This window comes from Paraglaciecola chathamensis S18K6 (assembly GCA_000314955.1).
In the GTDB taxonomy this organism is placed as follows: Bacteria; Pseudomonadota; Gammaproteobacteria; order Enterobacterales; family Alteromonadaceae; genus Paraglaciecola; species Paraglaciecola chathamensis.
Window position 1 is genome coordinate 1 of sequence record BAEM01000053.1, and the last position, 12,372, is coordinate 12,372.

At 43.4% G+C, this 12,372-nt stretch carries 13 protein-coding genes; 10 read left to right on the plus strand and 3 right to left on the minus strand.

What is annotated here, in order from left to right:
* Positions 1-185 precede the first annotated feature (185 nt).
* Positions 186-560, minus strand: a complete 375-nt coding sequence (locus GCHA_RS18685) for a hypothetical protein (protein WP_318249021.1) — start codon at positions 558-560, stop codon at positions 186-188.
* Between the two features lie 326 nt (positions 561-886).
* On the opposite strand from GCHA_RS18685, the gene ccoN reads away from it, so the two are divergent.
* The 9 genes from ccoN (at position 887) to uspE (ending at position 9,121) form a co-directional block, all read left to right on the plus strand.
* Complete coding sequence (gene ccoN / locus GCHA_RS18690; RefSeq protein WP_007991120.1) at positions 887-2,326, plus strand: cytochrome-c oxidase, cbb3-type subunit I; 1,440 nt, start codon at positions 887-889, stop codon at positions 2,324-2,326.
* A gap of 11 nt (positions 2,327-2,337) precedes the next feature.
* On the plus strand, positions 2,338-2,943 hold the full coding sequence (gene ccoO, locus GCHA_RS18695) for a cytochrome-c oxidase, cbb3-type subunit II (RefSeq protein WP_007991121.1): 606 nt from the start codon (positions 2,338-2,340) through the stop codon (positions 2,941-2,943).
* A 1-nt stretch (position 2,944) separates the two neighbouring features.
* Positions 2,945-3,118, plus strand: a complete 174-nt coding sequence (locus GCHA_RS18700; RefSeq protein ID WP_007991122.1) for a CcoQ/FixQ family Cbb3-type cytochrome c oxidase assembly chaperone — start codon at positions 2,945-2,947, stop codon at positions 3,116-3,118.
* Entirely contained in the window at positions 3,111-4,064 is a 954-nt protein-coding gene (gene ccoP, locus GCHA_RS18705; RefSeq protein ID WP_008306407.1) for a cytochrome-c oxidase, cbb3-type subunit III, read from the plus strand. Before GCHA_RS18700 ends, ccoP begins: the two co-directional genes overlap by 8 nt.
* A gap of 71 nt (positions 4,065-4,135) precedes the next feature.
* Positions 4,136-4,645: a FixH family protein gene (locus GCHA_RS18710; protein ID WP_083881864.1), complete on the plus strand. Its 510-nt coding sequence runs from the start codon at positions 4,136-4,138 to the stop codon at positions 4,643-4,645.
* Entirely contained in the window at positions 4,645-7,029 is a 2,385-nt protein-coding gene (locus GCHA_RS18715; RefSeq protein WP_007991127.1) for a heavy metal translocating P-type ATPase, read from the plus strand. The genes GCHA_RS18710 and GCHA_RS18715 overlap by 1 nt, the downstream gene beginning before the upstream one ends.
* Positions 7,030-7,046: 17 nt before the next feature.
* Positions 7,047-7,295, plus strand: a complete 249-nt coding sequence (gene ccoS / locus GCHA_RS18720) for a cbb3-type cytochrome oxidase assembly protein CcoS (RefSeq protein WP_007991129.1) — start codon at positions 7,047-7,049, stop codon at positions 7,293-7,295.
* The gene (locus GCHA_RS18725; RefSeq protein ID WP_007991130.1) at positions 7,282-7,944 is read left to right on the plus strand and encodes a sulfite exporter TauE/SafE family protein; all 663 of its coding nucleotides are present in this window, start codon (positions 7,282-7,284) and stop codon (positions 7,942-7,944) included. Before ccoS ends, GCHA_RS18725 begins: the two co-directional genes overlap by 14 nt.
* A gap of 241 nt (positions 7,945-8,185) precedes the next feature.
* Complete coding sequence (uspE, locus tag GCHA_RS18730; protein ID WP_007991132.1) at positions 8,186-9,121, plus strand: universal stress protein UspE; 936 nt, start codon at positions 8,186-8,188, stop codon at positions 9,119-9,121.
* Positions 9,122-9,200: 79 nt separating this feature from the next.
* Here the strand turns inward: uspE and GCHA_RS18735 are convergent, their stop codons facing one another.
* Positions 9,201-10,589, minus strand: a complete 1,389-nt coding sequence (locus GCHA_RS18735) for an ABC transporter permease (RefSeq protein ID WP_039992820.1) — start codon at positions 10,587-10,589, stop codon at positions 9,201-9,203.
* Positions 10,579-11,295, minus strand: a complete 717-nt coding sequence (locus tag GCHA_RS18740; RefSeq protein WP_318249022.1) for an ABC transporter ATP-binding protein — start codon at positions 11,293-11,295, stop codon at positions 10,579-10,581. Before GCHA_RS18740 ends, GCHA_RS18735 begins: the two co-directional genes overlap by 11 nt.
* A 139-nt stretch (positions 11,296-11,434) precedes the next feature.
* Here GCHA_RS18740 and ttcA point away from each other — a divergent pair, with 139 nt between their 5' ends.
* Positions 11,435-12,370: a tRNA 2-thiocytidine(32) synthetase TtcA gene (ttcA, locus tag GCHA_RS18745; protein ID WP_007991137.1), complete on the plus strand. Its 936-nt coding sequence runs from the start codon at positions 11,435-11,437 to the stop codon at positions 12,368-12,370.
* Positions 12,371-12,372: the final 2 nt, after the last annotated feature.

Sequence of the window (12,372 nt, forward strand, 5' to 3'; positions counted from 1 at the left end):
ATAAGCCCTTTTAAAACTCGCCTGCAAGGAATGCCCCAGCGGCTTTTGCTCTGCGTTCTCACTATTTGAAAGGGAACAACCATTACTGCATAGCGACGCCTTAATCAAAAACCGCTGGACGCATTCTGAGACGGTCACTTATTAATGCGGATTGGTATTAGCTACTTATAATGAGGCAGTATTGTTTAATACTGGGTTTCAAAATTAAAAAACACTCGTTTTTCATCACCGCTTGCTGCATTCACAAACAGTAATACCAGTTGCCAGCGCATATTTCGTTCACTGCATGCCCCAAGAAAAAACGTATTTTTTGAGACAATCCGTTCAGCATCACTTTCTATGCTCGTATTCAATAAGGCCGTTTGCCCCATATACATATTAATACCTTGAATATAACTCTGCTGTAAATCGTATTGGCTTGGGTAAATCAACTCAATCTGTAGTTCCTCTTCCACTTGTGGATTTTGCAAAAGTCGACCAGCAAACTCACGGCCATCTAAAGTGGCTACGCACGTTTGCGTTTCAATTAACTCACATTGCGCGCCGTGCTGCGTATTCACATTATCTATTGAGTTTAGGTAAACGAAAGAAAGTAAAAGTAAAATGAGGCCAAAAGGCCAAAAACGCCTGATTAATGTACGATTCACAGATAGGTAATTTAATAACTTGATTTGCATCAAGTTTGCAACATAGAAACTGCGCTTACAAGTGCGTTTCAACCTATCTTTTTAGGCTTGTTTTGATTATTATACGCGGGTTTTTAACATGCTAGTTTTGTGTATGGGTATAGCTACGCTTGTTTAATGTACACATACACAAAACGAACATGAGCTAGGACACACACGAGAGACACATACATCCTTATTGAAGTGGAAGATTCATTAAAATGAGTGAAGCGATTCAAGTACACCCTGACTACAACTATAAAGTTGTTCGTCAGTTTGCAGTTATGACAGTCGTCTGGGGCATTATTGGCATGTCGCTAGGCGTGTTTATTGCGGCCCAGTTATATTGGCCTGCCCTTAATTTTGACACACCTTGGTTAACGTTTTCTCGTTTAAGACCATTGCATACTAACGCCGTTATTTTCGCGTTTGGTGGCTGTGCACTGATGGCAACCTCATTTTATGTGGTTCAGCGTACCTCTCAGGTACGTATTTTTAGTGACAAACTCGCTGCATTTACCTTTTGGGGTTGGCAAGCGGTTATTCTTTCTGCGGTTATAACCTTACCTATGGGCTTAACTTCAACCAAAGAATACGCTGAGTTAGAATGGCCTATCGATATCCTTATCGCACTGGTTTGGTCTGCGTATATGATTAACTTTTTCGGTACTATGATTATCCGCAAGGTGTCACATATTTATGTAGCTAACTGGTTCTTCGGCGCATTTATTCTTACCGTTCTTGTTCTTCATATTGGTAACAGTATGGCTATTCCTGTTTCCCTGTTTAAGTCATATTCAATTTATGCCGGAGCAGTGGATGCTATTATGCAATGGTGGTACGGACACAACGCTGTAGGTTTCTTTCTAACAGCGGGTTTCTTGGGCATGATGTATTACTTCGTACCTAAGCAAGCGGGTCGTCCAGTTTATTCTTACCGCTTATCGGTTGTTCACTTCTGGGCGTTGATTTCGCTTTATATTTGGGCCGGCCCTCACCACCTTCATTACACTGCCCTTCCAGATTGGACTCAGTCTGTTGGTATGGTTATGTCGATTATCCTGTTTGTTCCATCTTGGGGCGGCATGATCAACGGTATTATGACACTATCAGGCGCTTGGCATAAATTACGTACTGACCCCGTTTTACGTTTCTTGGTTGTGTCATTGTCGTTCTATGGTATGTCTACTTTTGAAGGCCCAATGATGGCCATTAAAACCGTTAATGCGCTTTCACATTATACTGACTGGACCATAGGACACGTTCACTCTGGTGCACTAGGTTGGGTTGCTATGGTATCAATAGGTTCTATCTACCATCTTATTCCTGTGTTGTTTAACAAACCTAGAATGCACAGCATCTACTTGATCAACGTGCATTTCTGGTTAGCAACAATAGGCGTAGTGCTTTACATCGTTGCCATGTGGATGTCAGGTGTTTTACAAGGCCTAATGTGGCGTGCAGTTAATGCTGATGGCACGCTTACCTACAGTTTTGTAGAAGCGCTTGAAGCGTCTAAACCTTTCTACTTTGTACGCTTTCTGGGCGGTGTGTTTGTGGTTGTTGGTATGCTTATTATGGCTTACAACTGCTACATGACCATTCGTTCTAAGTCTGAAGACGAAACTGTTCGTTCAGACGCTGAAGCTCAAACCGCGTAGGAGTAGTATTGATGAAAAACGCACACGAAATAATTGAAAAGAACGTTGGCCTATTAACCATTTTAATATTGGTTGCCATCAGTTTGGGCGCCATGGTTGAGATCACTCCGCTAATGTTTCAGCAGCAAACAATGAAGCCAGTTGACGGGCTTGAGCCATACACTGCTTTGGAAATGGAAGGTCGCGACATATACATTCGCGAGGGTTGTGTTGGGTGTCATAGTCAGATGATTCGTCCATTTCGCGCTGAAACAGAGCGTTATGGTCACTACTCTGTTGCGGGTGAATCAGTTTGGGAGCATCCATTCTTGTGGGGCTCTAAGCGCACCGGACCTGACTTAGCCCGTGTGGGCGGTCGTTATAGTGATGAATGGCACCGTGTACATTTAAGAAACCCACGTGATGTAGTACCTGAATCCAATATGCCTGGTTTTCCTTGGTTGTTTGAAAATCAGCTTAGTGGTGAGTTGACTGCTAAGAAACTCGCTGTTTTCCGTGACTTTGGTGTGCCTTACACCGACGAAGACATTGCGGGAGCGAAAGCTGCGGTTGAAGGTAAATATGAGATAGATGCACTAGTTGCATACTTACAATCTCTTGGAACTGCGTTGAAGTAATATGGATTACGCAATTACAGGAACCATATTTACCCTAATCGTATTTGTTGTATTTATAGGTATTGTTATTTGGGCCTACAGCAAAAAATCTAAGTCCGGCTTCGATGAAGCCGCCAACTTAATTTTTGCTGATGAGGACAAAAAAGAAAAGCGGGAGTCAGGCACACATGAGTAGCTTTTGGAGCATATGGATCACAGTTATCACACTGGGAACAATTATTGGATGTTTTTTACTATTGCGTTGGTGCTTAAGCAATAAAACCGGCGTCCCTGAAGGCGAAGACATGCATCATGAATATGATGGCATTCTAGAAATAAATAATCAGTTACCGCGCTGGTGGACAATTATGTTTTACGCCACCATCGTTTGGGGATTTTTGTATTTTATACTTTACCCTGGGTTAGGCAGCTTTGAAGGTGTGTTAGGTTGGAAGAGCTCTAACCAAGACATCCGTTCACTTGCTGAATCTGAGCAAGCGCGAATTGATGCAAAAGCCAATGGCGATATTGTGCAATATGACCGCGAACTGGATTTTGCAGAAGAACGTTTTGCACCTATTTTCGCTGCTTACGCTAAGCAACCTATCGAATCTTTAGCACAAGATCCTGAAGCATTGAAAGTAGGTCAACGTTTGTTTAGCCAAAACTGTTCTCAATGTCATGGCTCAGATGCGCGCGGTCAACGTGGGTTCCCTAACCTAACGGATAACGACTGGTTGTATGGTGGCACGCCGGCTAAAATCACCGAAACGCTAACCTTAGGTCGCCAAGCAGCGATGCCCGCACAACTTGCAGCAATGGGTGAGCAAGGTATCGAAGAAGTGGTTGCCTACGCTCTTAGTTTGAGTGGACGCCAAGTAGACCCTGATTTAAAAGAAAAAGGTAAAGTTCGCTTTGCTATTTGTTCAGCATGTCACGGTCCTGATGGTAAAGGTAATCAGGCACTGGGCGCGCCAAACTTAACCGATAATATTTGGTTATACGGTGGCAGCCATAAAGCAGTTACTGAAACGCTAACCTATGGTCGTAACGGTGTGATGCCTTCATTCAAGAAAACCTTGGGCGAAGAGAAAATTCACTTGGTTGCAGCATATGTTTACAGTTTATCGCAAGATAAATAACCCCGTTTTCGGTTAGAATAAGCCTCGCTTGTGCGAGGCTTTTTTATATTCTTCATTTATTTAAGGTTGTTATGTCCCCTACTTCAGAGCCGTCCATTACAGACAAAAAAAAATGGTATAAACAGTTCTGGCCGTGGTTTCTAATTACGATCCCAGTGTGCTCCATGATTTTGAGTTTTAATATGTTGCGTTTCGCGTTTGATGGTCAAGATGCCATGGTAGTCGACGACTATTATAAGCAAGGTAAGGCAATCAATATTAGCTTAGAAAAAATTCAGGCAGCGAGAGCGCGAAATATTGAAACGCAATTAATCGTTAACGAACAAGACATCAGTTTACGTTTTATAAATGGTACGCCTGAAACTGGGGCTGCTCTTCGTCTCGCTTTTTACCATGTGACTCAAGCTCCAAAGGATCAAACTGTCGATTTATTCAGAGATGCACAAGGCATTTATCGTGGTAGCACAGAGCATGATGTAACCGGTAAGTGGCAAGTCGCGCTTACCCCCCACGATAACGAATGGAAAGTACAGCAAACGCTTTCTTTTCCAAATGCAGACCCAATTATTTTTAACCCTTAATGACAAATACTATACCTTGTTACCACTGCGGTTTACCTGCTGTCGATGGCGATAAATACAATACTCATGTTTTGGGCATAGAGCGCCAAATGTGCTGCCCTGGGTGCCAAGCAGTCGCCCAAGCCATTGTTGAAAACGGTTTAGAAGATTACTACCGTTTTCGCACTGAGCCAGGCGTTAAGGCTGATGATAATATTCAACAGACCCTTGACCAACTTGCCATCTTTGATGAACAAAGTATCCAACAAGATTTTGTCGTGCATCAAGGTGAGATCAGTGAAATTCAGCTTAGTTTGAGCGGTATAAGCTGCGCTGCTTGTGGTTGGTTGATTGAGAAGCAATTATCTAAAGTCTCTGGTATTAAACAAGTGTCGGTCAATGTGACTGCTAACCGCGCTCTCGTTAGTTGGTATTCAGATGCATTAAGCTTAAGCCAAATTATGGCGTCCATTGAGCGAATTGGGTATCACCCAAGTCCATTTCAACAAGAACAGCACGAAGCCCTGTTTCAACAATCTCACAAAGCGCAATTAAAACGCATTGGTTTAGCGGGCCTTATGACCATGCAAGTCATGATGTTAGCGATTGGCGTTTACTTTGATTTATTTGGTGATTTAGAAAAGGAAACCAGCTCATTTTTTAATTGGATAAGCTTAGTATTAAGTACACCTGTGGTGTTTTATTCTGGTGCAGGCTTTTACCACAGTGCTTATAAAGCCTTAAAAGCAAAAACGGTCAATATGGATGTACCCGTTTCTATTGCACTGCTAGCAACTTACTTTTCTGGCGTATGGGCAACTGTCTTCGAGCATGGCCAAGTGTATTTTGAGTCCGTGTGTATGTTTATCTTTCTGCTGTTAGTAAGCCGGTTTATTGAACATCAAGCGCGCCACAAAGCCGCTCAGATATCCGCAAACATGTTGCAATACATACCGCTCACTGCAAACCTTATGGTAGACGAGGAAATTCAGCCTACCCTGGCAAAATCGCTGCAACTTGATGATGTGATCTTAGTAAAAGCTGGGGAAACGATACCTATTGACGGGCTGGTTTTAACGGGCCATGCACAAATTGATGAATCCCTACTTACAGGTGAATTTTATCCGGTCGATAAGAACGCGGGAGACGCCGTATACGGTGGCACAATCAATAAAAGCGGCACCTTGACTCTGAAAGTCACGTCACAATTTAAATATGCATTAGTTAATCAAATTGCTCGCTTGCAAGAGCAAGCAATGGCAAGTAAACCAAAAATTGCCACCATGGCCGACCAATTCTCACAGTACTTTGTGTTGGCCGTATTATTTTTTGCAATCGGCAGTTTTACATTTTGGTGGTTGCAAGGTGATCCTGACGCATTCTGGATTGCGATTTCAGTATTGATTGCAACCTGCCCTTGTGCCCTTGGGCTGGCGACCCCTTCAGCGTTGTCTTTTGCCATGGCCAATTTGAATAAACAAGGCGTGCTACTTAAACGCTCTGACGTACTTGAACAATTGACCCAAGTAGATCACCTAGTACTCGATAAAACAGGTACCTTGACTCAAGGTGAAGTGTCAATTAGTGCCATGTACAATATTTCGGCCCTTAGTGATACTGAGCTTTTACAATATGCTCACAGCGTAGAACAGTATTCTGAGCATCCCATTGCACGTGCTTTTTCCTCTTTCCCTGTGTTTACCCAAGTCGAAGACTTTCAGTTTTCATTAGGGGAAGGTGTTAGTGCAAAAGTAAATCAGCAATACGTTGAGCTATTCGCTGCGCACAGTGCTGCATCTAAAAACGCTAACATACCTGAACAACTCAAAGATAGCAGTATTGTAATGCGCATCGATGGTGAGTTTGTTTGCGGTTTCGAACTCAGCGATACACTGCGCCCTGATGTCTCAGACATGCTTGCACGTTTAAGCCGTAAAGACATCACCTTGCTCAGTGGCGATAGCCAAACTAACGTTAGCCAAGTCGCTAAGCGAATAGGTATCTCTGATTGGCTAGCCGAACAATCACCTCAAGACAAATTAGCGTTTGTTCAACGTCTTCAAGAAAATGAGCACCGCGTATTAATGATTGGAGACGGCATAAATGACGCGCCAGTTTTAGCCCAAGCAGATGTGGCTGTTACCCTAGGCGCGGGTGCTGATTTAGCCAAAACCTCAGCTGATGTTATTTTGCTTAAAAATGCGTTAAGCAAGTTACCCTATTTGTTCCAGATTGCTATACGCTGCAAGCAAAAGATCAGACAAAATATGGCGTGGGCCCTAGGTTACAATGTACTCGTTCTGCCCTTAGCGGTTAGCGGGCTGTTAACGCCTTGGATGGCCGTTATCGGCATGTCACTCAGCTCTATCATTGTGGTCGTTAACTCCGTACGATTACTCAAGTAAAACTTGCAGGTTATTCTATGAGCATTATCTATATCTTAATTCCTCTGGCGATCATCATCGTTTCCTTAGCGATTGGTATTTTTTTCTGGGCCGTCAAAAGTAATCAGTTTGAGGACCTTGAACGTCACGGCTACAGTATTTTGTTTGACGATGATTTAAAATCGCCGGCGGCAAGCGACGATAAGTCTTCTGATAAAACCTCTGAGGTTAACCAAGGTGTTGAGGACAAAAAACAACAATCTATAGCGTCAAATGACCAACCTTAATATTACCGCTGCGTTTTTAATTGGCTTAGCTGGCAGTGTGCACTGTTTTGGTATGTGCGGTGGCGTGGTCAGCGCTTTTCACTTTGCGGTGCCTAAAGGAGCTAAGCAGTGGCCGTACGTGTTCACCTACAATCTTGGGCGAATAGCGAGTTATGCATTACTGGGGGCTTTAACAGGATATTTAGGCAGCATGGTAGAGCGCGCAGAAATCGTTAAATCGATTCCTATTTTACACACCATCAGCGCACTATTTCTGATTGCTATGGCGTGTTATGTGGGCAATTGGTGGCGTGGCTTACATTATTTAGAGCGTGCTGGTGCTAAGCTATGGCGTTATGTTCGGCCGTTATCTAAATCATTATTACCATTTAAACATCCTCTGTATGCTTTACCTTATGGGATTATTTGGGGATGGCTGCCTTGCGGTTTAGTCTACTCTACCCTGACCTGGAGTTTAGCCAGTGGCAGTGCAATCAACGGCGCATTGGTCATGTTATTTTTCGGGCTAGGCACCCTGCCGGCACTTATTGTTATGGCCGCTGGCGTTGAATCAATGAAAACGCTACTCACCAATCCTAAAACGCGTCAAATCGTTGCACTGTGTTTACTCGGTTTTGCGTTACACATGCTTTGGCGTGCTTATGTCTAGCTTAGGTAAGACCGCTGAAGCAGCAAGTGCTTAGTTGTTGGCACTTCATCCTACCACTATTTCTTACTCCTTATTTTTTACACTATATTTTTATACCCTTATTCCTTAGCTTTTATTCCTAAACACTATTTAGCCGCAGGTGTATAAAATAACTTGCGTTAAATCAATATAATAGTAAGTTAAATGGCAAATTTAACGTTAGTCTCGTACACTCAAAGTGTCACATCAGCGGCGGAGAATAATGATGAAATATCAAAAAATACTCGCAGTTATCGATCCTGAAGACGAAGAGCAGAAATCGCTCATGCGCGCGATAGAAATTGCGCAAATAACCCAAGCCCAAATTACCGCTTTTTTACCTATTTACGACCTATCCTACGAAATGACCACCATGCTTTCCACCGATGAGCGAGAGAATATGCGCTTTGCCGTGATTGAAGATAAAAGCGCGTGGCTGGCTGAACTGGTGGCGCCGATTGAAAAGCAACACGGCATCAAAATAGACTTGAACGTAGAGTGGCACAACCGTGCTTGGGAAAGCATTATTTGCCGCGTGATGAAGCATAATTATGATTTGATTGTAAAGGGTACACAATTAAACGACACCCTAAAAGCAGTCATATTCACTCCAACGGATTGGCATATTATGCGTAAAAGTCCAGTGCCAGTTCTATTGGTCAAGGATCATGACTGGCCCATTAGCGGCAAAGTACTTGGTGCGGTAAGCGTCGGTGTTGAAGACGATGATCATGTTGCATTAAACGACTGCGTTACTCGAAGCGCTAAAGGGTTTGCAGACCTTCTTTCATCTGAGGTGCACTTGGTCAACGCGTATCCAGGAACCCCTGTAAATATCGCCATAGAGATCCCAGAGTTTGACCCTCAAGTGTATAGTGATTCGGTTAAAGACCATCATCATAATGCCATGTTACGTCATGCTCAAAAGCATGAAATTCCACAAAACTGCTCGCATATTGAAGAAGGATTACCAGAAGACGTTATCCCTGCGCTTGCAGAGAAAATTGATGCTGAACTGGTGGTGCTTGGCACAGTAGGAAGACAAGGAATTTCTGGGGTGTTAATAGGTAACACAGCAGAGCATGTTATTGATAAGCTCAATTGTGATGTGTTGGCGATTAAACCCGATGGGTATGTTTCCCCTGTGGTGTGCTCTTAAGTGATAACACCGGAGTAGTCTCTCCGGTGACTTTTTATCGTTCAAATTTAGTATCGACCAAATTTAGTATCGACCAAATTTAGCGTACCGACAATCCACTGTTTAATGCGCTTTTATATGCACTTAACGCTGGACCTAATGCAAGTAGCGCTGAAAGACCTAGTCCAAGTAGGGTGTAACCGATGATCGCGTCGGAGTATGGCAATGGATTTATCACTAACCCGAATTGGCTTTGTATCAAATCTGCGAAAAGCGCTATGCCGATATTGGTCATCATGTAACCCAAAATACAGCCTGAAAACGCAAGAAACAGCGCTTCGCATTCCATCATCAAAACAATTACACTGGCATTTGCCCCCAATGCCCTTAGTACCGCAATTTCCCTTTGTCTTTCATGCATAGAAGCTAACAACATCGTCAGCATTCCTAGCATAGCCGCCAGTAAAATAAGCACTGAAACCAGACTTAAGCTGGTTTCAACTCCAGCCATAATGCTCCATAGTTGCGCTAAAGCAACACCGGGTAAAATGGCAGACAGTGGCGCTTCTTGGTCCGTATTAATCGCTCTTTGAATTTGCAACGTTGAAATTTTGTTGTTCAATCCAAGAAAGATAGCGCTTAACGCTGGCCCGTTGGCATAACCCGTGTTTTCAGAGTCTTCAAAATGCACTGAGTCATTTGGATGAGCCTGTTTTTCGTCAATGCTACGCTCCTGCTCGCTAGATGCTTGATGGCTATGTTCGATATGCTGCGCATGTTGAGTGAATTCATGCTCATGTTCGCCAGCGACAGTGCGCTCTTTACTGATGTGTTGGCGCAGCGTTGACGTCGTCATGCCTGTGTGCATCGCATCAATCGCGGTGACCGGCACATATACACTTTGATCTACTGGTGTACCTGTCGCCGTTAAAATACCCACCACTTGAAATGGAAACTGTTTGTGCTTAGTAAAACTGACTTTCCCCGTACCATGGGCCAATACTACCTGATGTCCTAAAGGGTATTCTAATGCTTTGGCTACCTCAGAACCGATAACCATTTCTTGCAAGCCGTCAAACGTGCCACCATGCTTAAACTGTATGGCATGTTGATCTGCATATTTAAAATGGTTAAAAAACGCCTTCGTGGTGCCAACCACGGGAAAACCTTCATGCGAGTCACCTAGTGAGATAGGTATCGCCCACTTTACCGCCTTGTTTTGACTCAGTTGCTGGTAGGTTTGCCAACTTACATTACTACTCGGATTGCCAATATGAAAAACCGAATAAAGCAGTAAATTTAACTGACTGGTCCGAGCGCCGGCGATAATATCAACGCCAGACACGGCGCGTTCGAAATTTGCTCGTACTTCGTTGCGTAAGTGCTCAACACTAAACAAAACAAACATGCTCACGGCGATAGAAAAAATGGTCAGCCCTGCCATTAGCTTACGGGCCTTTAAACTGCGCAAAGCTAATTTAATTAGCATGGTGGGCCACCGGAGGTTCTGGCTCAACAATCGTGTTCAACAATGACATGCTGGTTTGCTGAGTGAAAGCACTGGCTAATGATTGATCGTGACTCACAAACACCAAGGTCGTGTTATCTGCGTGGCACTGATTTAACAGCAACTCAATAAACTTGTCTCGGTGCTCTGTATCAAGGGCTGAGGTAGGCTCATCGGCAATAATAAGTTGAGGGTTAGAAATCAATGCCCTAGCAACAGCCACTCTTTGCTGTTGCCCTACACTCAAGGTTGACGCCTGTTGGCTAAGGAGTTTTTGGCTTAGGCCTAATGTTTCACCAAGGTATTGATAGCGCTCCTCACTTTTGCTCAATGAGCTTTTGTGCGCTTTTTTATTAAACCGCTGGCCAAGTAGAATGTTTTCCTTCGCACTCATATAAGGCAACAGATTAAATTGCTGAAAAATTACCCCTAAATATTGGGCTCTAAATTGATCTCGCTGACGTGAAGACATGGAAGCTAAGTTATTCCCTAATACAGACAAACGCCCTTCGCTTGCAATGCACACTCCGCTCAATAAGTTTAATAAAGTTGATTTACCACTGCCTGATTGGCCGCGCAAGAAAACCTGCTCCCCTGTGCGCACTTGCCACCTTGGAATCGTTAAGGTAGGTGAATTGTTTTTGGACCATGTAAAACTGAGACTTTCGATGTCAACCGCAAACGACATAGTATTCCCGATAATATGACTGAAGCTATAGGGTAATCATTTTTATAATATCGGCAAGCGATGTCGCTTAAAATACATGAATAACTTCGTTATAATCCGCTGGTATTTTCTTTTCATCATCCAACAGTTGCCCAATTTCATGAATCATGTTTCTAGTACACCATCTGACATCCCTGCAAGCCCTAACGTTGCCAACGATAACGGCAAACGTATAAAAAAACTTGCGACAAAATTAAGACGAAAAACGGGCCAAGCCATTGCTGACTTCAACATGATTGAAGAGGGCGATAAAGTCATGGTGTGCTTGTCGGGTGGTAAAGACAGCTACACCATGCTTGATATGCTGCTGCATATGCAAAAATCTGCGCCGATTCATTTTTCCATTATTGCGGTCAACTTAGACCAGAAACAACCAGGCTTTCCTGAGCATGTTTTACCTAACTACCTAGAGAGTTTAGGTGTCGATTACGCCATTATCGAAGAAGATACCTACTCAATCGTGGTTGATAAAGTCCCAGAAGGTAAAACGACCTGTTCACTGTGCTCACGTTTGCGCCGCGGCATTTTATATACTAATGCCATCAAAATGGGCGTGACTAAAATTGCGCTAGGTCATCATAGAGACGACATGCTTGAAACGTTGTTTTTAAATATGTTTCATACTGGTCGTCTGAAATCGATGCCACCGAAATTAACCAGTGATGATGGCAAAAATGTCGTCATACGCCCGCTTGCCTATTGCAGTGAGCAAGACATCGCCGATTATTCAATTCACATGGGCTTCCCTATCATTCCTTGCAACTTATGTGGCTCTCAAGAAAATTTACAGCGCAAGCAAGTGAAACTGATGTTAGAACAATGGAACAGCCAATTCCCTGGTAGAATAGAAACCATGTTCAAAGCGCTACAAAATGTGGTGCCGTCACACTTGGCCGATCCAAAAGTATTTAACTTCAAAGATTTGAATGAAAACAACCTTGGTGAAACAAATGGCGATACTGCGTTTGATCCGCTCGATTTGAGCCCGCCAAAAGACGTCAACATTTCAACTCTTCCCATTACTCGCATAGATTAGGA

Excerpts from the sequence above, each read along its gene's own strand:
- ccoN (WP_007991120.1), top strand. The coding sequence starts at position 887 with ATGAGTGAAGCGATTCAAGTACACCCTGACTACAACTATAAAGTTGTT.
- ccoO (WP_007991121.1), top strand. The coding sequence starts at position 2,338 with ATGAAAAACGCACACGAAATAATTGAAAAGAACGTTGGCCTATTAACC.
- GCHA_RS18700 (WP_007991122.1), top strand. The coding sequence starts at position 2,945 with ATGGATTACGCAATTACAGGAACCATATTTACCCTAATCGTATTTGTT.
- ccoP (WP_008306407.1), top strand. The coding sequence starts at position 3,111 with ATGAGTAGCTTTTGGAGCATATGGATCACAGTTATCACACTGGGAACA.
- GCHA_RS18710 (WP_083881864.1), top strand. The coding sequence starts at position 4,136 with ATGTCCCCTACTTCAGAGCCGTCCATTACAGACAAAAAAAAATGGTAT.
- GCHA_RS18715 (WP_007991127.1), top strand. The coding sequence starts at position 4,645 with ATGACAAATACTATACCTTGTTACCACTGCGGTTTACCTGCTGTCGAT.
- ccoS (WP_007991129.1), top strand. The coding sequence starts at position 7,047 with ATGAGCATTATCTATATCTTAATTCCTCTGGCGATCATCATCGTTTCC.
- GCHA_RS18725 (WP_007991130.1), top strand. The coding sequence starts at position 7,282 with ATGACCAACCTTAATATTACCGCTGCGTTTTTAATTGGCTTAGCTGGC.
- uspE (WP_007991132.1), top strand. The coding sequence starts at position 8,186 with ATGATGAAATATCAAAAAATACTCGCAGTTATCGATCCTGAAGACGAA.
- GCHA_RS18735 (WP_039992820.1), bottom strand. The coding sequence starts at position 10,589 with ATGCTAATTAAATTAGCTTTGCGCAGTTTAAAGGCCCGTAAGCTAATG.
- GCHA_RS18740 (WP_318249022.1), bottom strand. The coding sequence starts at position 11,295 with ATGTCGTTTGCGGTTGACATCGAAAGTCTCAGTTTTACATGGTCCAAA.
- ttcA (WP_007991137.1), top strand. The coding sequence starts at position 11,435 with ATGAATCATGTTTCTAGTACACCATCTGACATCCCTGCAAGCCCTAAC.